Annotated in this window: 24 protein-coding genes and 1 riboswitch; of the genes, 12 read left to right on the forward strand and 12 right to left on the reverse strand. The window is 38.8% G+C overall.

The features are described 5' to 3' along the window. Nucleotides 1-18: 18 nt before the first annotated feature. Together FAR12_RS10750 and FAR12_RS10755 are read right to left on the reverse strand one after the other, a co-directional pair. On the reverse strand, nt 19-360 hold the full coding sequence (locus FAR12_RS10750; RefSeq protein WP_126408666.1) for a YtxH domain-containing protein: 342 nt from the start codon (nt 358-360) through the stop codon (nt 19-21). Next, the gene (locus FAR12_RS10755) at nt 357-848 is read right to left on the reverse strand and encodes a low molecular weight protein-tyrosine-phosphatase (RefSeq protein ID WP_126408667.1); all 492 of its coding nucleotides are present in this window, start codon (nt 846-848) and stop codon (nt 357-359) included. The genes FAR12_RS10750 and FAR12_RS10755 overlap by 4 nt, the downstream gene beginning before the upstream one ends. Nucleotides 849-1,015: 167 nt before the next feature. On the opposite strand from FAR12_RS10755, the gene FAR12_RS10760 reads away from it, so the two are divergent. Continuing rightward, nucleotides 1,016-1,240, forward strand: coding sequence for a DUF1128 domain-containing protein (locus FAR12_RS10760; protein ID WP_126408668.1), 225 nt, complete (start codon nt 1,016-1,018; stop codon nt 1,238-1,240). Between the two features lie 62 nt (nt 1,241-1,302). On the opposite strand, the gene FAR12_RS10765 is transcribed toward FAR12_RS10760, so the two are convergent. Both FAR12_RS10765 and map read right to left on the reverse strand, forming a co-directional pair. Further along, nucleotides 1,303-2,292 (reverse strand): HD-GYP domain-containing protein, encoded by a 990-nt coding sequence (locus FAR12_RS10765; protein WP_126408669.1) that lies wholly within the window; start codon nt 2,290-2,292, stop codon nt 1,303-1,305. A gap of 61 nt (nt 2,293-2,353) precedes the next feature. Then, nucleotides 2,354-3,103, reverse strand: coding sequence for a type I methionyl aminopeptidase (gene map / locus FAR12_RS10770; protein ID WP_126408670.1), 750 nt, complete (start codon nt 3,101-3,103; stop codon nt 2,354-2,356). A 298-nt stretch (nt 3,104-3,401) separates the two neighbouring features. Between map and FAR12_RS10775 the strand changes: the two genes are divergently transcribed. Continuing rightward, nucleotides 3,402-3,725 (forward strand): helix-turn-helix domain-containing protein, encoded by a 324-nt coding sequence (locus FAR12_RS10775; RefSeq protein WP_126408671.1) that lies wholly within the window; start codon nt 3,402-3,404, stop codon nt 3,723-3,725. A gap of 59 nt (nt 3,726-3,784) precedes the next feature. Here the strand turns inward: FAR12_RS10775 and FAR12_RS10780 are convergent, their stop codons facing one another. From FAR12_RS10780 to motA, 3 genes are all read right to left on the reverse strand, one after another. Then, complete coding sequence (locus FAR12_RS10780; RefSeq protein ID WP_126408672.1) at nt 3,785-3,913, reverse strand: anti-repressor SinI family protein; 129 nt, start codon at nt 3,911-3,913, stop codon at nt 3,785-3,787. Between the two features lie 26 nt (nt 3,914-3,939). Then, nucleotides 3,940-4,028: riboswitch (cyclic di-GMP riboswitch) on the reverse strand. A 918-nt stretch (nt 4,029-4,946) separates the two neighbouring features. Beyond that, nucleotides 4,947-5,723, reverse strand: coding sequence for a flagellar motor protein MotB (gene motB / locus FAR12_RS10790; protein WP_170972164.1), 777 nt, complete (start codon nt 5,721-5,723; stop codon nt 4,947-4,949). Further along, the gene (gene motA / locus FAR12_RS10795) at nt 5,716-6,510 is read right to left on the reverse strand and encodes a flagellar motor stator protein MotA (RefSeq protein WP_126408675.1); all 795 of its coding nucleotides are present in this window, start codon (nt 6,508-6,510) and stop codon (nt 5,716-5,718) included. Before motA ends, motB begins: the two co-directional genes overlap by 8 nt. A gap of 1,011 nt (nt 6,511-7,521) precedes the next feature. Between motA and FAR12_RS24165 the strand changes: the two genes are divergently transcribed. The 3 genes from FAR12_RS24165 (at nt 7,522) to FAR12_RS10805 (ending at nt 9,008) form a co-directional block, all read left to right on the forward strand. Continuing rightward, a complete protein-coding gene (locus FAR12_RS24165) occupies nt 7,522-8,229 on the forward strand; it encodes a methyl-accepting chemotaxis protein (RefSeq protein WP_425456158.1) in 708 nt (235 codons plus the stop codon). A gap of 191 nt (nt 8,230-8,420) precedes the next feature. After that, nucleotides 8,421-8,585: a hypothetical protein gene (locus FAR12_RS23420; protein WP_170972166.1), complete on the forward strand. Its 165-nt coding sequence runs from the start codon at nt 8,421-8,423 to the stop codon at nt 8,583-8,585. A 99-nt stretch (nt 8,586-8,684) separates the two neighbouring features. Continuing rightward, entirely contained in the window at nt 8,685-9,008 is a 324-nt protein-coding gene (locus tag FAR12_RS10805) for a YbjQ family protein (protein WP_126408677.1), read from the forward strand. A gap of 27 nt (nt 9,009-9,035) precedes the next feature. On the opposite strand, the gene FAR12_RS10810 is transcribed toward FAR12_RS10805, so the two are convergent. Next, on the reverse strand, nt 9,036-9,491 hold the full coding sequence (locus FAR12_RS10810) for a GNAT family N-acetyltransferase (RefSeq protein WP_126408678.1): 456 nt from the start codon (nt 9,489-9,491) through the stop codon (nt 9,036-9,038). Between the two features lie 120 nt (nt 9,492-9,611). On the opposite strand from FAR12_RS10810, the gene FAR12_RS10815 reads away from it, so the two are divergent. The 5 genes from FAR12_RS10815 (at nt 9,612) to FAR12_RS10835 (ending at nt 15,643) form a co-directional block, all read left to right on the forward strand. Next, nucleotides 9,612-11,699: a DNA topoisomerase III gene (locus tag FAR12_RS10815; protein WP_126408679.1), complete on the forward strand. Its 2,088-nt coding sequence runs from the start codon at nt 9,612-9,614 to the stop codon at nt 11,697-11,699. 101 nt (nt 11,700-11,800) lie between these two features. Continuing rightward, nucleotides 11,801-13,042, forward strand: coding sequence for an MDR family MFS transporter (locus FAR12_RS10820; RefSeq protein WP_126408680.1), 1,242 nt, complete (start codon nt 11,801-11,803; stop codon nt 13,040-13,042). Nucleotides 13,043-13,131: 89 nt separating this feature from the next. Continuing rightward, nucleotides 13,132-13,851 (forward strand): YebC/PmpR family DNA-binding transcriptional regulator, encoded by a 720-nt coding sequence (locus tag FAR12_RS10825; protein ID WP_126408681.1) that lies wholly within the window; start codon nt 13,132-13,134, stop codon nt 13,849-13,851. A gap of 127 nt (nt 13,852-13,978) precedes the next feature. Next, complete coding sequence (locus tag FAR12_RS10830) at nt 13,979-15,211, forward strand: aminopeptidase (protein ID WP_126408682.1); 1,233 nt, start codon at nt 13,979-13,981, stop codon at nt 15,209-15,211. A gap of 156 nt (nt 15,212-15,367) precedes the next feature. Beyond that, nucleotides 15,368-15,643, forward strand: coding sequence for an acylphosphatase (locus FAR12_RS10835; RefSeq protein ID WP_126408683.1), 276 nt, complete (start codon nt 15,368-15,370; stop codon nt 15,641-15,643). A 44-nt stretch (nt 15,644-15,687) separates the two neighbouring features. Here FAR12_RS10835 and FAR12_RS10840 read toward each other — a convergent pair whose 3' ends face one another. Genes FAR12_RS10840 through FAR12_RS10850 form a run of 4 tightly spaced genes read right to left on the reverse strand, consistent with a single transcriptional unit; the run spans nt 15,688 to nt 17,790 of the window. Further along, entirely contained in the window at nt 15,688-15,939 is a 252-nt protein-coding gene (locus FAR12_RS10840) for a hypothetical protein (protein ID WP_170972167.1), read from the reverse strand. Then, entirely contained in the window at nt 15,926-16,060 is a 135-nt protein-coding gene (locus FAR12_RS23970; RefSeq protein ID WP_281275661.1) for a hypothetical protein, read from the reverse strand. The genes FAR12_RS10840 and FAR12_RS23970 overlap by 14 nt, the downstream gene beginning before the upstream one ends. 15 nt (nt 16,061-16,075) lie before the next feature. Then, nucleotides 16,076-17,509, reverse strand: a complete 1,434-nt coding sequence (panF, locus tag FAR12_RS10845) for a sodium/pantothenate symporter (protein WP_126408685.1) — start codon at nt 17,507-17,509, stop codon at nt 16,076-16,078. Next, nucleotides 17,506-17,790, reverse strand: a complete 285-nt coding sequence (locus tag FAR12_RS10850) for a YhdT family protein (RefSeq protein WP_126408686.1) — start codon at nt 17,788-17,790, stop codon at nt 17,506-17,508. The genes panF and FAR12_RS10850 overlap by 4 nt, the downstream gene beginning before the upstream one ends. A 108-nt stretch (nt 17,791-17,898) precedes the next feature. Between FAR12_RS10850 and mscL the strand changes: the two genes are divergently transcribed. Beyond that, nucleotides 17,899-18,270 carry a large conductance mechanosensitive channel protein MscL gene (gene mscL, locus FAR12_RS10855; protein ID WP_126408687.1) on the forward strand — a complete coding sequence of 124 codons (372 nt, stop codon included), beginning with the start codon at nt 17,899-17,901 and terminating at the stop codon, nt 18,268-18,270. Nucleotides 18,271-18,334: 64 nt separating this feature from the next. Continuing rightward, nucleotides 18,335-18,973: a Bax inhibitor-1/YccA family protein gene (locus FAR12_RS10860; RefSeq protein ID WP_126408688.1), complete on the forward strand. Its 639-nt coding sequence runs from the start codon at nt 18,335-18,337 to the stop codon at nt 18,971-18,973. The last annotated feature ends 124 nt before the right edge of the window (nt 18,974-19,097 follow it).

The following is a 19,097-nucleotide window of genomic DNA, read 5'->3' on the forward strand; positions in this document are numbered from 1 at the left end:
CGGTATATGGTTTATGGTTTATCGTGAATAGGGAATTTCCTCTTCATCATGACTAAAAGCTTCCTTCGTATCTTTGACGATGCCCACTACAGTTGGAGTTACATCTCTCAACTCTTCTACCTTTTCTGCAATAAACGATACATCCTCACTGACTTGTTCTACCGCTGAACGAAGTTTAGAAGTCTTCGCCTTAATTTTTTCCGCCATCTCAGCAGGATGACTAATATAATGGGATACCTCTTTTGTTCCTTTTTTACAGCTTTCTACAACAGACGTTCTTGTTTGTCGATCTAGTAGGCTAATCACGCCTCCAGCTAAAGCTCCAAGCAAAATGCCCTGCCAAAACTTATTGGTACTCATTTAGCATGTCCTTCCTTTCCAATTAAATCAGTTGTTTTGATATGATCCAATAAATTCTTGCAACCTTGTTCAACTAAATCAAAAACCTCTTGAAAATTTCCCGTATAATATGGGTCTGGAACATTTTTCACCTGAACATCTGGGACAAAGTCCAGCAATACTTCTATTTTTGCTTTCGGATAAGCTGTTTTGAGCATTTCAATATTCCTTTTATTATCTGAATCCATGGCGATAATATAATCAAATTCATCTAGATCCCTCTCTTGGATCTGCCTAGCCTTCAATCCTTCAGCACTAATGCTATATTTTTCAAGTATCTTTAAAGTACCATGATGAGGAGGTTGTCCAACATGCCAGTCTCCTGTTCCAGCTGAATCCACCTGGATCTTCTTCTCTAAGCCTTCCCTCTTTACTTCATGACGAAACATCGCCTCCGCCATTGGCGAACGACAAATATTCCCGAGACAAACAAATAATACTTTAACCATGTGACATTCCCTCCTTGTTTCCATTTTCTTTAAAATTCTAGACAACATCAAAACTTCTTAAAAAAATCTCTGCCATTATCATATATTTAATGCCTGAAAGATGTTAATATTCACCTATGGACTGTGCATATACTAAAACGAATATAAGGTAAAGGCAGGGGATCAACATGAATCTATCAGTTGCTTCGGTTGAAAATGTGGAATTTATGATTGAAAAAATCAAAGAAAAGCTAAAAGTGCTAAACTTTGGCGCGATTAAACCATCTCATTTTGATGAAAATATGTATGAAGAATTAAAAGAAATCTATGAGCTAGTGATGAAGAAGGATTCCTTCAGTCCGAACGAAATGCAGGCCCTTGCCGAAGAATTAGGAAACTTACGCAAGCTATAGTAACCAAAGATTAGAATGAAAGTCCAATTCATTGCGAATTGGACTTTTGTATGTTCATGATTTTATACCTCTTGTAAAACCTCGGTAATAAGCAGTGTATGGTGCTCCGCTAATGAAAGTTCTTCACTTGTATCCAAATAGCGGATATATGGACGCTGTAAATTTCCAAGAATCTTCGTTACAATTCCTTCTCGACCATTATTAAGTCTTACTTTTGTTCCCGGAATATAACTAGGTACTTGTTGTACAAAAAGACTAATTAAATCGGCTCGAAACATCGTATTGCTTTTGGTCATCACATACTCCATTGCCTCATGTGGCGATAATCCTTCTTTCGAAAGACTGTTTTCATAAAAATTTGCCAAGGCACACACTTGTGCGAATTCATGGATTTCTTTTGCATCAAGCCCTCGAGGCTCCCCACTTCCATCAACTGCTTCATGATGTTGATAGGCCACATGTGCAGACAAAAGACTCACTTCGCGTATCTTTCTTAAGTATTCAAAGCCAACCCTTGCATGATGCTCTGACTCATCGGAAACCGTTAAAACCTTTCCAATATCGTGTAGAAGGCAGCCCATCGCAAAATCCTTAATTTGAATTTGGGAGATCCCTAATTTTTTCGCTAATTGGAGCGCCAAAAGAGTCACATTAATAGAATGCGCATATTCTCTTAGCTCCTCTGCTAAGGAAGAGGTTGGAACCAAGAAAATCGCCTTTCGTTTCGAGACCTCATCGACAAGTAAAAGCACTTGTCTTTGAAGCTCCCGAATTGGAAGTTCCTTTTTTTCAACAACAGCATCATAAGCCTTTTTTAACACATCAATAGCATCCATCCAGTTTGGAATATCGACCATTTCCTCCATCGTAATCCCGTAAGAAACGGCATCCTCAACGAATAAGTATCGGATGTCCAACTCCTTTATTCTTTGCAAATACGTTGGATGAATAGATCTCCCTGCTCCAAGTAAAACTCGTCGGTGTTTATCATAAATTGGCCGTGCCAGCTGCATTAGTTTTGGATTATAATCATCAATACTAATAAGTCTCATGTACTTCCCCTTTTAATCCATATTTTCTATGGGACCATTTCAGGCCAATTTCAGATAAAGTTTATTTTTGCTCAGTAAGAATGATTGGACCATCCTTTGTAATAGCAATTGTATGCTCGTACTGTGCTGAATAAGTTCCATCCACGGTTCTAGCTGTCCAGCCGTTATCATCCATCTTCATGTAAAACTCGCCAATGTTTACCATCGGTTCAATCGTAAAGACCATTCCTTCTTTAATTCTCGCCCCTTTTCCTGGTAAACCATAATGAGGAACATCTGGCTTTTCATGAATCGATGCACCAATCCCATGACCGATAAAATCACGGACAACAGAGAAGCCTTCTCCTTCGACATAGGTCTGAATTGCATGACCAATATCGCCGATTCGATTGCCAACCTGTGCTTGCTCAATACCTTTATACAGAGCTTCTTTGGTAACTTCTAAAAGCTTCGCTGTCTCATCAGAAACCTTTCCAACCGCATAGCTCCATGCTGAATCGGCAAGAGCTCCGTTTAAATTCACAACCATATCAATCGTGACGATATCGCCTTCTTTGAGCGGCTCTTTACGAGGGAAACCATGGCATATTTCATCATTTATACTTGCACAAGTAGCATACTCATATCCTTTATAACCCTTTTGTTCTGCTGTTGCACCATGCTTTTCAAGATAAGCATCAACAAACTTTTCTATTTCCCAAGTAGTAATTCCCGGCTTGATCATTTTCGCAATTTCTTTATGAACAGAAGCAAGTAATTCACCAGCTTTTTGCATCATTTCAATCTCTCTTGGTGATTTTAAAACAATCATTTATGACCCTCCTTATTACGAGTACAAATAGCACCCTCCATAATTGTAATACTTTTCAACTCACAATCAAAATAAATTTTTCCACTCATCCATTCTTTAGCATTGTCACAATGAAATAATTATACTATTATGTAGATGAAATATTGTTCTAACAATTGCTATAACTCCGAAAACTTATATAGGCTTTCAGTTATCAGATGTGATAAAATATTAGAAAACTTTTTCGTTCTGAATATGGAACTATTTCTAAATATTTGTTATGATAAAATTATTCATATTGATAAGGTGTGTGACTTGAATGATTGGTGATCGCGTAAAAAAACTCCGACAAGAAAAAAAGATGTCTCTCTCAGAACTCGCTGAACAAGCTGGAGTGGCAAAGTCATATTTAAGTTCCTTAGAAAGGAATCTTCAAAGCAACCCATCCATTCAGTTTCTTGAGAAAATTGCAGGTGTTTTGCGTGTCCCAGTTGATTACCTTATTCACGAACACTTAAACGACGACGATCTTGACTCTGAGTGGATTAAAATCGTAAAAGAAGCGATGGATTCAGGTGTAACGAAAGATCAATTTAGAGAGTATCTTGAATTTAACAAATGGAAAATTAATCAAAGCAAATAGCCTGTTCATTTTTTGAACAGGCTTTTTTATGGTCATTTAGGAGTGAGCAACAATCTATCTTAATTCTCTTTTTTGTTAAGAAACTCCCGAATTTCTTCTTTCTCTATCCCTAGTTTTTTGGCTTCTTTGATTAATTCCAGCCATTCCGTGTCTAATCCTTCAATGCTCGTTCTCACTTCTATCACCATATTTCCCCCTAAAATTCGGATCGAATTTCAGCAGTCCAGCCGTCATAGCATTAATCCCTACCTTAGACCTGAGACTTTGCGCCCCTATTTTTCAATAAGTTTGCCTTTTTAGCGTCCTATATTTTTTATCCCAAACTTAGTCTACTTCCTTTCTTGCAATAAAAGTGTAGGTATTTGTCATTAGATTGAATTTTTCGAATATTATTTTCCTACAAAAATCGTCAATCCCTAACAGAAAAACTAATTAATTTTTATCAATGCCTCCTTTTCTATGTAGGACTACAACTATTTCTGTTTCTTTCTGTCGAAAATGCATGAGAAGATTTTTTTGCTGCTACGGACTTAAAATCTGAGATGTTCCGAATACTATATTTTCTGGTAGTTTTGTAGGATTCTCTTTCTTGGGAAGGTTTTCACATGAATCCGTTCAAGCGTGTTAGCGTCAAAAAAGGGCCGTTCGGTTAAATCGTTGCCACATAAAGGACAAAACCATTTACCAAACTCACTACTGCCAAAAGAGGGCCTATTACATTTCTCACAATTTTTCCGATACATGCGAATCCCCTTTTCTATTGTTCTATAAACCGACGACTTGTTCTTTATAAAGAATATATCTCTATTTTAGTACTTTTCTAACAGTTTTAACACAGAGATAAATCGTCATATTTTTTCTTTTTAAAGAACAATTTTCTTGGAAATTCGCCTTTTTCTCTCATTTCTCTTTCTATATTATGCCGGTTATAAGTTTTGAATATTCTGTTAAAATCATTTGTCTAATCGGTGACAAAGAGAATATAATTACTATAAGTATAGGACGAAAGGTGGTAATGCAATGACATTCTTTCATGTTCTCAATTTTGCGATTCCCATTGCATCGATGATTGCTATCGGCTTTCTCTTAGATAGGATGTGTAAACCAACAGCTAAGCAGGACGATTCGAATGAATAAAAAAGGAGAGGGGTTTAATACGGTCCTGTAGATAGATGTCCTACCTACAGAAACCCTATTAATGGCTCCCTCTCCTTTGTATGCTTAATTCGACGATGTTCTTGGTAATATCAATATTTCTACACGGCGATTTTTTGCTTTTCCTTCAGCTGTATCATTGCTTGCAACTGGTTGGAATTCACCAAATCCTTTTGCGCTAAACCAAGCTGGGTCGAGCTTGTCATTTTTCAAAAGGATCTTCATAAAATTGATCGCTCTCATGACACTTAATTCCCAGTTGGATTCGAACTGGGGATTCTTAATCGGAACATTATCTGTATGACCACTAATCACGATATTTCTTGGTGGGCTCATGACGAGTAGATCTGAAATTTCACTTGCCGTTTTTAAATCCTCAGGTCTCACTTCTGAGCTTCCCGATGGAAACAATACGTTGTCTCGAATCGTTAGTAAAAGGCCTTCATCTGTTAACGAGGTATCAAGCTTGTCTGTCAGATTTTTCTCTGCAATATAAGCTTCTACCTTCTTTTGTATGTTTTCTAACTCAAGCTTTTCAATTTGCTTAGCCTTCTCTTCACTTTGTTCTTCCTTTTCTTCCTCATCCTCACTCTTCACGTCATCAAGAGCCTGTGCCTCTTCCTCGGGCATTGGACTAGGATATTCGAATATTCCGGTTCCACTTGAGAAGGCTTCGTTAAATGCCTGCGACATGGCTTGCAATTTTTGCGCATCAACGGTGCTCATAGAAAACAATACGATGAATAATGCCAATAAAAGCGTTAAAATATCTGCATAAGGAATGAGCCATGATTCATCGACATGCTCTTCATGGTGCTCCTTTTTCCTTCTTCGTCTACTCACTCTTCTTCTCACCGCTTTCTTCTAGGAACTTCTTCCTGTCACTTGCTGGTAAGTAGGAAGCCAGCTTTTGCTCAATTACTCGTGGTGCTTCCCCCTCAAGAATGGATAATACACCTTCAATCATCATATATTTTAATTTCGATTCTTGCTTTGATTTTCGTTTTAGCTTATTTGCAAACGGGTGCCAAAGAGCATACCCCGTAAAGATCCCTAATAATGTTGCGACGAAAGCGGCACTAATGGCATGACCAAGTGCATCAATATCACTCATATCTTTTAAAGCTGCAATTAATCCGACAACGGCACCAAGAACTCCCAATGTTGGCGCGTATGTTCCTGCCTGAGTGAAAATCAAAGCACCTTGTTGATGTCTCTCTTCCATTGCTTCAATCTCTTCCGATAATACATCGCGAATGTAATCTGCACTTTGTCCATCTACCGCTAATGAAAGTCCATTTTTTAAAAAGTCATCATCAATTTCACTCGTTTTGGCTTCTAGCGCAAGAAGTCCTTCCTTACGAGCAAGCTGGGCCCACTCAGAGAACATGCTGATCAACTCAGTAGGGTTCATTAATTTCTTTTCTTTAAATAGGATTCCAAATAGCTTAGGAACCTTCTTGATTTCGCTTGTCGGGAATGCAATCGTTACCGTACCAATCGTTCCCATAATAATAATTAGAATTGCAGCTGGATTTAACAATACACCTGGTTCTACTCCTTTAAGAACCATCCCTACTCCAACACCTATAACTGCAATCAGAATCCCAAATAACGACGTTTTATCCATTTATAGTCCACCTATCCCTTAGCTTCTTTATTTATAAAAGTATCATTGTTTTAATCTATCATATTATTTATTTCGACAAGATTCTTCGAATTTTTAGTCGATCCATTATAGTTTTTAAGAAAGGGATACATTTTTAAAAGTTGACAAAAAATATTTTCTATTCAAAAAAATAAACATCTAGTCAAAGTTTAAATATCATTTATAATTAAATTGAAATTATATAAATATATGGAGTTGATTGATTTGCAGGCCATTATAGACCTTAGAAGAAGTGATTTGAAAAAGAAAAACTCCTTGATGTTTACAACTTTTTCAATCGCCTTAATTTGTACGACTATTTTTACCGCGCTTGAACAACATTCTTTTAACAAAACAATTCTTTACGCAAGTGAGTTAGTCTTGTTTGTCGGATTGTTCCTAACCCTACAAGTATGGTTAAAAAAAGAAAAGCTGTTCCCCTATCTAGCAATTCCTGTCGTTTTTGCATGTAACTTCACGAATATTGGTCTTTTTGGTGGAGCCAGCGCGATCTTTTTGGTCATTATATTTCTAACAATTATTTCAGCCATTCACTTTGACCAAAAATTATTCATCCTCGGTTATATACTTGGTTTTGTGAATCTTATTCTTAATACTCTATTAGCACCTGAGTCGGAAAAATTTTTGAACGAAATCTTTTCCGCATCGATTCTTGTTTATGTCTTAATGGGAATTGTCTTATTTGTGCTTATTAAACTAAATCAGGCTCAGTTTAAAAAGATTGAGCAATTCTTGATGGACTCCGAATCAGAACAGCAAGAAAAAGCTGCCCGCAGCGAATTTTTACATAGTGAGATTTCGGTCATTACAGATAGCCTCAACAAAATAAATGAACAGATTCAAAATCATGTTGCTTCACAAAATGAAATGCAAATTGCCGTATCCGAAATTTCTGCAGGAAGCCAAGTTCAAACAGAGCAAATCAATCATATTTCGGAAAATGCAGAAGCGACAAGAACGATGATGAACAGCATGGCATTAATTTCATCAAATCTTTCAACGGATGCTGCTTCAGCGAGTACAGCTTCTAAAAATGGTCTTTCTAAGGTAACTGATTTACAGTCGGATATGAAAGAATTAGCGGATTCCATTCAGGAATTGGGGAATATTTTTTCCAATTTAACAAAGAAAATTGAAGAAACAAATGGATTTATCGTGAACATTCAAGGGATTACGGAGCAAACAAATCTCCTAGCACTTAATGCATCGATTGAAGCTGCACGTGCTGGTGAAGCTGGCAAAGGTTTCTCCGTTGTCGCTGAAGAGATACGCAAGCTAGCGGAAATGACAAGAGAGACCGCCGTACAGATTACGAAAAATCTGTGGGAAGTGAATTCAACGAATCAAAGTGCCTTTGTCCAAATGAATGAAAGTAGTACCAAGTTTAACGAAAGCTTATTGGCGGTCGGCCATGTGTCTGGATTATTTCATGAGGTCGGTACGATTCTTGATACACTTAATGAAAACTTCAGTTCGTTCAGTGGTACTGTCGAGAACGTGAAATCCCAATCTTTTGCAGTTGAAGCTGCGACAAAGGAGCTTGCAGCCGTCATTGAAGAAGCAACGGCCGGGCTTGAAGAAATGAACGCGACCATCGAAACCCTTAACGAAGACAACCAAAGGATTGCGAGCTATGTAGGCGAAACTGCGCAGTCTGCAGAAAAGATTAAGAACGCTTGATGCGTAGTTGTATAGTTTGGCCCTCACGATTAATTACCGTGAGGGCTTTTGTATTGGTTTGGTCAGGGCTTAGGATTATTTACCATTCTATTGCTTCAGCTTGGCTTTTGGTCTTTTAGAAACAAAAAATCCTATCCATAAAATTTTCTTTTTTCGGGCATTCTATGAAAAGTACGAAAGGAGTGTAGAAAATGGCAAGAGGAAAAGAATTTAACCACAAACGCAAAGGACATCCTGGAGATTTTCCTGAAAATACGTTAGTTGAGAAAAAATCGAAAGAGGCAATTGGCGATGAAGAGTTCATTGTCGTTCAAGAAGCCTTTAAAAACCGGGTAGAACAGGAGGATGTGGAATAACATCATTTTAGTGAAACCTCCCATTAACTCAATACGTATTACCATATAGAAATTAATTTTACCGGGTGCACCTAATGCACTTAATGAGGAGGCTATTTAATGTTAGTAACAACAACTCCAACTGTAGAGGGACAAGAAATTGAACGTTATATGGGAATCGTAACAGGCGAAGCCATCATGGGCGCCAATGTCGTACGCGACTTTTTAGCAGGAATTACAGATATTATTGGTGGCCGTAGCAGTGCTTATGAAAACAAATTGTCTGAGGGCCGCGAAATCGCCATTCGCGAAATGGAAGACAAAGCAAGAAGACTTGGAGCCAATGCGGTTGTTGGTGTTGACCTCGACTTTGAAACCTTACGTGATGGCATGATGATGTGTATCGCGACTGGTACGGCTGTAACGATTAAGAATAAACTTTAAACGTCAAAAGACAGGTGCCCACAACAATCACCTGTCTTTTTCTAACTTCTTTTTAAAATTTGTCACTACTAAATCCCCAAACACACTTTGATCGAGCACTTCAAATCCTAATCTCTGATAAAGCTTAACGGCGGGCACATTTTCAGCACCAGTTGAAACAATTACATATTCTGCGGAATTCATTTTATCTTCAACATATTGAATCAAGCTCCCTGCAATACCCCTTCTAAAAAAGTTAGGATGCACCATCACACGATGAATATCGATGACCCCTTTTTTTAGCTTATAGGATAAAACTCCAGCAAGAGTATCATCGAGAAAATAGCCAATGAACTCTTCTCCACAATGCAATAACTCATCCAAAGTTTCCTTCAAAGGTGGAATATCCTCTGTACCGATGTACGCCGCTTCCACTTTGTACGATTGCATCTGCAACTGAAGAACCTCTTCCCCTTTTTCCCCAATCATAAATTCTCTTATCATAAATGCCTCCTGAAAAAATTACTACCCTTATATTATCCCATCTCTCAAGTAATTGCCTTCGTTACCAATCTCCCCTGAATTCCGTTATACTGTAAAGGAATCTAACCCCGAGGTGAAAGCATGAAATCTCTTGTACTTGCAGAAAAACCGAGTGTGGCACGCGAAATTGCGCGCGTTCTTGGGTGCAATCAATCACATAAAAGCTATATTGAAGGAAACCAATACATTGTCACTTGGGCACTTGGCCATTTAATCGAATTAAAAATGCCTGAGCATTACGACAAAAAATTTCAAAACTGGAACTTAGAAGACCTTCCGATTATCCCAGACCATATGGGAACAAAGGTCATGAAGCAAACAAGCCATCAATTCAAGGCAATTGAAAACCTTGCGAAAAGAAAAGACGTTAAAGACTGCATTATTGCAACTGATGCAGGGCGTGAGGGTGAACTAGTCGCACGCTGGATTTTAGAAAAAATTAAATGGAATAAACCACTTAAACGTTTATGGATTTCATCCCATACAGACCGTTCCATTAAGGAAGGCTTTCAAAAGCTTCGTCCAGGAAAAGAGTTTGAAGCCCTCTATCAATCTGCCGTCTGTCGTGCAGAAGCCGACTGGCTCATTGGATTAAACGTGACACGTGCGTTAACAACAAAATACCAAGATCCTCTTTCTGCAGGAAGAGTGCAGACTCCTTCTCTATCACTTATTTTAGAACGAGAAAAAGCGATTCAAAGCTTTGTACCGAAGGAATATTGGACAATTGAAGCGCAAATTGGTCCACTGAAAACAAGCTGGGAACAGAATGGAGAAAAGAGAATCTTCTCTTCTGAAACAGCACAAAAAATCTCTGAAAAAGTTAATGGACAAAAAGGAACTGTGCAAGCCATTCAACGCAAAGAAAAAAGCGAGCAACAACCTCTCCCTTATGACTTAACCGAATTACAACGTGATGCGAGTAATCGCTTTGGATTTTCGGCGAAAAAGACTTTGTCTGTTTTACAAAAATTATATGAGCAACATAAGCTAGTGACCTATCCGAGAACGGATTCCCGTTATTTAACGAAGGATATGGAAGCAACGATGCTTGATCGCCTTCATGGTCTAGCATCAAGCTACCGAGATGAAGTTAAGCCTCTTATTGCGAATAAAGGCAAGGTTTTAGCAAAACGAGTGTTCAATAATGAAAAAGTGACGGACCACCATGCGATTATTCCAACGGAAGAACGATCCCATTTAAGCGATCTAGAATCAGATGAAAGAAAGCTTTATGACATGATTGTTAAGCGATTCTTAGCACTTTTCCATGAGCCTTATCGCTATGAAGGGATTAAAGCAGTGATCGAAGTAGCAGGTGAAACTTTTACCGTAAATGAAACGGTGGTTGTTGATCCAGGTTTTAAAAAAGTCACTGGAAAAGAAGCTGAACCGGTAGCACAAAGCCTCGCAAATATCACAAAGGGTCAAAGCTTGTCTGTCCAAAACATTGCCGTTGAATCCAAAATGACTGAGCCACCAAACCGCTATTCAGAGGCAGATGTGCTCACTCAAATGGAGAAGTATGGCCTAGGGACACCTGCTACAAGAGCAGAAATTATCGAACGTTTAATTCAAACCGAAGTTGTAGAGCGAAAGAACGGCCGCTTCTATACAACCGCCAAAGGTAAACAGTTGATTGAAATTGTGAATGATGAATTGAAATCTCCAGAGCTCACGGCTAAGTGGGAAAAAGATCTCGAGCAAATCTCTCGTGGAAAAAGTGATCCGAAAGTGTTCCGCGAAAACATTCGTAAACAAACAAAAGAGCTTATCTCTGAAATTAAGAAGAGCAATCAGAAATATCGTGCTCATAATCTCACAGGCTCAAAGTGTCCGGAATGTGGTTCCTTCTTAAAAGAACGAAACACAAAAGAAGGAAAAGTTCTTGTGTGCTCAAGTTTAGAATGTAAGTATCGCAAGCGAAAGGATCCGAAGCTTTCGAATCGTCGTTGTCCAACTTGTCATAAAAAAATGGAAATGCACGAAGGCAAAGCTGGACTCTACTTCCAATGCCGTACCTGTAACAAGGTTGAAAAAGCTGAAGGAAAGAAAAAAGCAGTTACCAAACGTGAAGAACGAAAGCTCGTTCAAAAGTACTCCCAGAAGGATGATTTTGGAACAAGCTTAGGTGATTTACTGAAGGCAGCGTTAGAAGAAAAAGAATAGATTTTACCAAAACCAAGCATCCACGCTTGGTTTTTTCCTTGTAAAAGATTAACAGTTAAGAGTATGATATCTTGTAGAATCAAGAATCGAGGATATTCAACATGAGAATTAGAGATTGGGATACAAATTTAAAGATTCGATTGTTTGGGGAAGCATTAATGAATATCACATTTTGGATGTTCTTCCCCTTCTTAACAATCTATTTCGCTGAGGAGTTTGGCAAAGGACAGGCTGGAATTATGCTCATTTTCTCGCAAGCCTTTTCCGTCTTTGCTAATTTACTAGGCGGCTATTGTGCAGACCGATTTGGTCGAAAAAGAATGATGGTCCTCTCTTCCCTTGGACAAGGAATATGCTTCCTGCTCTTTGCCATGACAAGCTCGCCATGGATAGGATTCATTGCCTTCGCTTTTGTCGGGTTCTTTAGCTCGATTTACTGGCCAGCAAGCCAGGCGATGGTGGCAGATGTGGTGGAGGAAAAAGATCGTAGTCATGTGTTTGCGATTTTCTATACTTCTATTAATATTGCAGTCGTCATCGGTCCATTATTAGGTGCTGTTTTTTACACAAATTACTTCTCTGAACTTCTGTTTATTTGTGGAGCGATTTGCGTCGGGTTGGCTCTCGTATTGGCAAAATGGACTAGAGAAACATCACCAAATGTAAAGCGACATAATACTGATGCAAAATGGTACTCCTTCTTACTTGAACAGATTAAAGATTATGGTGTTATCTTCAAGGATAAAGTCTTCCTCCTTTTTATCATTGGAGGTGTTCTAGCTTCTCAAACATTTATGCAGCTAGATTTGCTTTTCCCTGTTTACGTCAAGGATGTCGTCCACAACCAGACCTTGATTGGGAGCTTTAAAGTCGGTGGAGAACAAGCCTACGGAATCATCCTTGCCTTTAACGGGTTGCTTGTCGCCTTATTAACCGTTGCTGTGACGAAATGGATGACGAAATACAAGGAAAGAAATGTGTTTGTTTTATCATCAGTCATGTACGCAATGGCCATCCTCTTTTTCGGGCAGACCAATTGGATTTGGGGACTGCTAGTGGCAATGGCATTGTTTACCTTTGGAGAATTAATGGTCGCTGGACTCCAGCAAACTTTTATTTCAAGAATTTCTCCCGAACATATGAGAGGTCAATACTTTGCAGCAGCGAGTCTTCGTTACACATTCGGGAAAACAATTGCTCCAATATCCATTCCTTTAACAGTGTGGGTTGGCTATGAATGGACTTTTTTCATCCTATGTCTACTAGCTTTGTTGAGCTCATTCCTATATTGGATGATGTTTGCCGTTTTACAAAAAGTTTCCTTAAAAGACAAGACTATTTGATTTCGAATGTGACCGGATAGCCTATTTTTTGCTATAATATTATTTGTGAAAAATAGACATCTACAAAAGTTGAAAGTGAGTGTTCAGTAATGGGCCGTAAATGGAATAATATTAAGGATAAAAAAGCGGCAAAAGACGCTAATACAAGTCGTATATATGCAAAGTTTGGCCGTGAGATTTATGTGGCAGCTAGACAAGGTGAACCGGATCCTGAATCAAATCAGGCATTACGTTTTGTCCTTGAACGTGCAAAAACGTACAGTGTACCAAGACATATCATTGACCGTGCGATTGAAAAGGCAAAAGGCGGCGGTGAAGAAAGCTACGATGAGCTACGCTATGAAGGATTTGGACCAAGTGGCTCAATGGTCATTGTCGATGCGTTAACAAATAACGTGAATCGTACAGCATCTGAAGTTCGTGCTGCATTCGGTAAAAACGGTGGAAACATGGGTGTCAGCGGTTCTGTTGCTTACATGTTTGATAAAACTGCAGTTATTGGTGTAGAAGGTAAATCTGAAGAAGAAGTTCTTGAATTATTAATGGAAGCTGACTTAGATGTACGTGATATAATCGAAGAAGATGACTCTGTTATCGTTTACGCTGAGCCTGACCAATTCCATCTTGTTCAAGAAGCATTCAAAAATGCTGGCATAACTGAATTTACAGTAGCTGAGCTTACAATGCTTGCTCAAAACGATGTAACTCTTCCAGAAGACGCTGTTGCACAATTTGAAAAAATGATTGATGCATTAGAAGATTTAGAAGACGTTCAGCAAGTTTACCATAATGTAGACTTAGGCGAATAGAATATTATCAATATCTTAAAAATCGGCGATAACACCGATTTTTTTATTTGACCGATTTGCTTTGACTAGTTTATTCTTTGAATTAAAGTTAAAATATGAATTATCAAACAAAAAGGAGATATAATCCATGAGCGATTTCCAAAAGAACTTAGAAAAATACGCTGAGCTTGCTGTTAAAGTCGGCGTCAACATCCGGAAAGGGCAAACTTTAGTTGTAAACGCTACACTTGATGCAGCTGAGTTTGTTCGCCTTGTTGTAAAGAAAGCCTATGAAGTAGGGGCTCATAATGTTGTCGTGAACTGGAATGATGATACTGTTTCTCGCTTGAAATATGATCTTGCTCCAGATGAAGCATTTAATGAATATCCAGAATTTCGTGCTAAAGAAACAGTAGCTCTGGCAGAGAGTGGCGCTGCATTTATGTCCGTTGTTTCTTCTAGCCCAGACCTTTTTAAAGGCGTGAATCCAGCACGTATTTCAAACTTCCAAAAGGCTGCTGGAACAGCCCTAAGTACATACCGCAAATATATTCAATCAGATAAAGTGAGCTGGACAGTTGTTGCAGCACCATCTGTAAAATGGGCAGAAATGGTATTCCCGAACGAAGCTCCTGAAACAAGTGTACAAAAGCTTTGGGATGCAATTTTTAAAGCCACTCGTTCTGACCTAGACAACCCTGTTGAAGCATGGAAAAAGCATGATGAAACATTGCATGAAAAGGTTGATTATTTAAATGCAAAACGCTATAAGACGCTTCATTACAAGGCTCCTGGTACAGATCTAACAATCGAGCTTCCTGAAGGACATTTATGGGTTGGCGCTGGTAGTGTTAATGAAAAAGGCCATGAATTCATGGCGAACATGCCAACAGAGGAAGTCTTCACCGTTCCTCATAAAACAGGTGTGAATGGAACGGTAGCTAGTTCAAAGCCGTTAAGCTATGGTGGAAACTTAATTGATAAGTTTTCGGTTACTTTTGAGAATGGTCGTATTGTAGGTGTGAAGGCTGAAGAAGGAGAAGAAATCCTAAAGGACCTTGTAGATACAGATGAAGGCTCTCATTACTTAGGGGAAGTTGCTCTAGTTCCACATAACTCTCCTATTTCTCAGTCAAATATTTTGTTCTACAATACACTATTTGACGAAAATGCATCAAACCACCTTGCTATCGGAAGTGCATATGCATTCTGTATTGAAGGCGGAAAGAAAATGTCGAGTGAAGAGCTTGCTGCAGCTGGAATTAACGAAAGTATCACACATGTGGACTTCATGATCGGCTCTGCTGAAATGGACATTGATGGTATCACCGCTGACGGAACAGTCGAACCTGTCTTCCGTAAAGGTGATTGGGCGTTTTAAATAGATTGCAAGGATGGTTCACCATGATGGTGAGCTATCCTTTTTTTGTTTCATTTGCACTTTTTCATTGTTGCATTGTTTTTAAGTTTATGGGAGGATAACAGTATAGAGAAGACTTTTAGGCTTATGGACCTAAGGTTTGAGAGGTGAATTGGGTTGGTTCGATTACATATTACAGTTAGTGGAGTTGTTCAAGGAGTTGGCTTCCGCTATTTTACACAAATGAAGGCTGTACAATTTAACATCAATGGTTGGGTAAGAAATTCAACTGATGGTGAAGCCGTTGAGATTGTGGCAGTCGGAGATCGAGACAATCTAGATCAATTCATTAAGAGCCTCCGCCAAGGAAATCCATTTTCCAAAGTGACGGATATAAACATGAATGAATTAACGGATACGGAGCCTTTTCATTCTTTTAAAATTAGATATTAAAGCAGAAGCTGTTCGTACATGGTGTATGAACAGCTTCTTTTGATCTACTTGAAAGTTGATTTTGATTTGTCGGTCACTATGATTAGATTCATTCTCTTCATGGCGTACAAATTGGACTTGTCGGTCAACTTGAACAGTTTCACCTTCATCTTGGCGTGCAAACCACTTTTGTCGGTCAACTCCACCAGGTTCACTGCCATCTTGGCGTGCAAACTACTGTTGTCGGTCAACTCCACCAGATTCACTTCCATCTTGGCGTGCAAACCACTTTTGTCGGTCAACTCAAACAGTTTCACCTTTATCTTGGCGTGCAAACCATATTTGTCGGTCAACTCCACAAGGTTCGCCACCATCTTGACGTACAAACCACTTTTGTCGGCCAGCTCCACCAAGTTTCCCTACGATCTTAACCGACAAACCCCATCAAACCATTTATCCCAATTTCACTTCTTGCCTCGTCACCAGGCTTCCTACTACATAAGCTACTAGTGACAATAAGATTGGCAACGTTACGGTATGCATCCCAAACGCATTCGGATAAAAGGAATCAAATAAGATATACGAACCGACCCCGATAATCATCGAGAAAACAGCTCCGTACTTGTTCCCTTTTTGCCAATACAATCCTAGTACAACCGGCCAAATGAACGCTGCCTCTAATCCGCCAAATGCAAATAGGTTTAGCCAAATAATAAAATCTGGGGGACTTAGTGCCATGATAAATACTAAGATCCCAATTACCGTTGTCACAATCAAGCTTATGTTTTTAATCGTCTTTTCACTTGCATCAGGCTTGATGTAATTGGAATAAACATCTTTAACTATCGCCGAACTCACAAGTAAGAGCAACGCATTCACGGTAGACATAATCGCTGCCATTGGCGCAGCTAAAACAACTCCTGCTAACCACGGTGGTAAAACTTCCATCGCTAATAACGGCATAACAGTATCGCCTTTTTCGATTCCCGGTAAAATTGGTCGGGCAAATACACCGATTAAATGCATCCCTAGCATAATAAAGCCAACAACAATTGTACTTACAATGATTGCCTGATGCATCGCTTTCGAATTTTTGTAAGACATTGCTCTTACCGTAATTTGTGGCAATCCGACTACCCCAATTCCAACTAAGATCCAGAAGGAGGAAACATAAAGTGGTTTAAGTCCCCCATCGAATCCATAAGGTGTAATCAAGTTCGGATTTTCCGCAGTCAGATCTGCAATGATATTGTCAATTCCCCCTCCTGCAATGATTGTCGCAATCAAGAGCGTGAGAGTCCCGATAAACATGACAACTCCTTGTAAAACGTCAGTAAGTGCCACTGCTCGGAATCCTCCAAGAATTACATAAACAATCGCTGAAAGTGCGAAAATGAATAAGCTCGTTGTATAAGACATCCCCGTTAAGGATTCAATCAGAACCCCTCCTCCAACCCATTGGGCTCCCATAGAGGAGAATAAGAAAATAATGATGCTAAAAGCCGATAGAAGTACGACCCATTTGCTTTGATATCGTTCTTTTAAAAAGTCCACAAGCGTGATTGCCTTGTATTTACGCGCGACAATAGCAAATTTTTTCCCAAGAATCATTAAAACAAAATAGCCAGTTGCAAGCTGTGCCATCGATAGAAGCACCCATCCGAGACCTTGTGTATACGCAATCCCTGGCCCACCGATAAAGCTACTTGCACTGCCGTATGTCGCCACCATGGTCATCGCCAGGATGAAGCCACCAAGCTGTCGGTCTCCAAGAAAATAATCCTGTAAAAACGAGTTGCTTTTAGCAAGAGGCTTACTCGCCCATATACCGATGATAAAAAAAGCTAATAGAATAATTAGGAATGGAAGAATCACTGCCCAATTCATTCTGATTCTCCCCCTTCATCCTCAAAAGGCACATCTTTGAAAAAGAATTTCACCACAAAGATTACAAGTATAACCATCAAAATAAATCCGCCTACACAGCTATAAAAAAACCATGCTGGTAGTCCCATTATGTATGAATAATTTTCTACTGATTCAGATCCCATGCCATATGCGAACCCAAACCACCATAAGAAGTTAATAATAACTAGAATGATGCCAATCAAGGCTTCTCTGTTCGCCACTTTAAAGCGTGGGTCTTTTTCATCTATTCCATTTTTCATATTCAATCTCCTTTGTAACAAGTTATCTCTACAGCCATGTTTATTGTACAACCTTTTTGTCTTAAATTATAGTAGAGTAGAATTGCTTGTTTTAAGGAGGAAATAGAGATGTGGAATGAATTTAAAAAATTTGCGATGAAAGGCAATGTGATCGACCTTGCCGTTGGGGTTGTCATCGGTACTGCTTTTGGTAAAATCGTTTCATCCCTAGTTGATAATATTATCACGCCCTTAGTTGGACTTTTAATTGGAGGTATTGATTTTTCTAAGCTCTCCATTCCATTTGGGGATGCCATTATAGAATACGGTTTATTTATTCAAAACATCGTAGATTTTTTGATTATCGCTTTTTCGATCTTCTTATTTGTACGAACCCTGAATAAATTTAAACGTAAGGAAGAGCCAAAAGAGGTAGCTCCAGTTGTCGATCAAAAGGAAGAACTTTTAAGAGAAATTCGTGACTTGCTAAAAAATAATTGAAACTTCTTGTCTAAGCTATCCGTAATAGTATAAAACCAATTTATTTAAGAGGAGAAAGGTTACTATGTATTCATATCCAACAACGAATCAGTATTTACCATCTGTCTTAAGAACGTTTGCGATTTCACTTGCAATCGCCTTTGCTGGCACAATGACAGGTGTATTTGTCCCACCTGCTTTATTCTTGCCACTTATGATTTTAGAATTCGCGATGCTTCTAGGTGCGTTTTTCCTAAGACGTAAAAAGGCAATGTCTTATACATTCTTGTATGTGTTCACCTTCATCTCTGGTTTAACGACTTATCCAATCGTGTCGCATTATGTGGCGACAATTGGTGCTAATACAGTCATTATGGCACTTGGTACAACTACTGCTGTATTTTCAGGCTTAGCTATTTACGCTTCAACAACTAAAAGAGATTTATCATTCTTAGGCGGAATGCTAATGGCTGCCCTCATCGCGCTTATTGCGATCTCAATCTTTAACATTTTCTGGCCATTAAGCTCAACTGGTATGCTAGCATTCTCCTTTATCGGTGTATTAGTATTTAGCGGTTACGTATTATTTGACTTCAATCGTATGAAACATTACGGCGTACGTGCAGAAGAAGTACCATTAATGGCACTAAATCTTTACTTAGATTTTATTAACCTATTTATTAGCATTCTTCGGATCTTTGGAATCCTTGGAAGCAGAGACTAGAAAGAGGCTGGGACATAACTAGCTTCAAATAATGAGAAAGGTGAATTTGAGGGTACTCAAATTCACCTTTCTCTATTTTTGTGTGTTAATTTTTCTATTACTTTAGTTAATGGCAGTGAATTTT

This window comes from Bacillus yapensis (assembly GCF_005280205.1).
GTDB lineage: Bacteria > Bacillota > Bacilli > Bacillales > Cytobacillaceae > Robertmurraya > Robertmurraya yapensis.

Coding starts and splice junctions, on each gene's coding strand:
- mscL (WP_126408687.1), top strand. CDS start 17,899: ATGTGGAATGAATTTAAAAAATTTGCGATGAAAGGCAATGTGATCGAC.
- FAR12_RS10805 (WP_126408677.1), top strand. CDS start 8,685: ATGTTAGTAACAACAACTCCAACTGTAGAGGGACAAGAAATTGAACGT.
- FAR12_RS10850 (WP_126408686.1), bottom strand. CDS start 17,790: ATGAAAAATGGAATAGATGAAAAAGACCCACGCTTTAAAGTGGCGAAC.
- FAR12_RS24165 (WP_425456158.1), top strand. CDS start 7,522: ATGGCATTAATTTCATCAAATCTTTCAACGGATGCTGCTTCAGCGAGT.
- FAR12_RS10750 (WP_126408666.1), bottom strand. CDS start 360: ATGAGTACCAATAAGTTTTGGCAGGGCATTTTGCTTGGAGCTTTAGCT.
- FAR12_RS10760 (WP_126408668.1), top strand. CDS start 1,016: ATGAATCTATCAGTTGCTTCGGTTGAAAATGTGGAATTTATGATTGAA.
- FAR12_RS10765 (WP_126408669.1), bottom strand. CDS start 2,292: ATGAGACTTATTAGTATTGATGATTATAATCCAAAACTAATGCAGCTG.
- FAR12_RS10780 (WP_126408672.1), bottom strand. CDS start 3,913: ATGGTGATAGAAGTGAGAACGAGCATTGAAGGATTAGACACGGAATGG.
- FAR12_RS10810 (WP_126408678.1), bottom strand. CDS start 9,491: ATGATAAGAGAATTTATGATTGGGGAAAAAGGGGAAGAGGTTCTTCAG.
- FAR12_RS10825 (WP_126408681.1), top strand. CDS start 13,132: ATGGGCCGTAAATGGAATAATATTAAGGATAAAAAAGCGGCAAAAGAC.
- FAR12_RS10830 (WP_126408682.1), top strand. CDS start 13,979: ATGAGCGATTTCCAAAAGAACTTAGAAAAATACGCTGAGCTTGCTGTT.
- FAR12_RS23420 (WP_170972166.1), top strand. CDS start 8,421: ATGGCAAGAGGAAAAGAATTTAACCACAAACGCAAAGGACATCCTGGA.
- FAR12_RS10755 (WP_126408667.1), bottom strand. CDS start 848: ATGGTTAAAGTATTATTTGTTTGTCTCGGGAATATTTGTCGTTCGCCA.
- motA (WP_126408675.1), bottom strand. CDS start 6,510: ATGGATAAAACGTCGTTATTTGGGATTCTGATTGCAGTTATAGGTGTT.
- FAR12_RS10820 (WP_126408680.1), top strand. CDS start 11,801: ATGAGAATTAGAGATTGGGATACAAATTTAAAGATTCGATTGTTTGGG.
- FAR12_RS10860 (WP_126408688.1), top strand. CDS start 18,335: ATGTATTCATATCCAACAACGAATCAGTATTTACCATCTGTCTTAAGA.
- map (WP_126408670.1), bottom strand. CDS start 3,103: ATGATTGTTTTAAAATCACCAAGAGAGATTGAAATGATGCAAAAAGCT.
- panF (WP_126408685.1), bottom strand. CDS start 17,509: ATGAATTGGGCAGTGATTCTTCCATTCCTAATTATTCTATTAGCTTTT.
- FAR12_RS10815 (WP_126408679.1), top strand. CDS start 9,612: ATGAAATCTCTTGTACTTGCAGAAAAACCGAGTGTGGCACGCGAAATT.
- FAR12_RS10775 (WP_126408671.1), top strand. CDS start 3,402: ATGATTGGTGATCGCGTAAAAAAACTCCGACAAGAAAAAAAGATGTCT.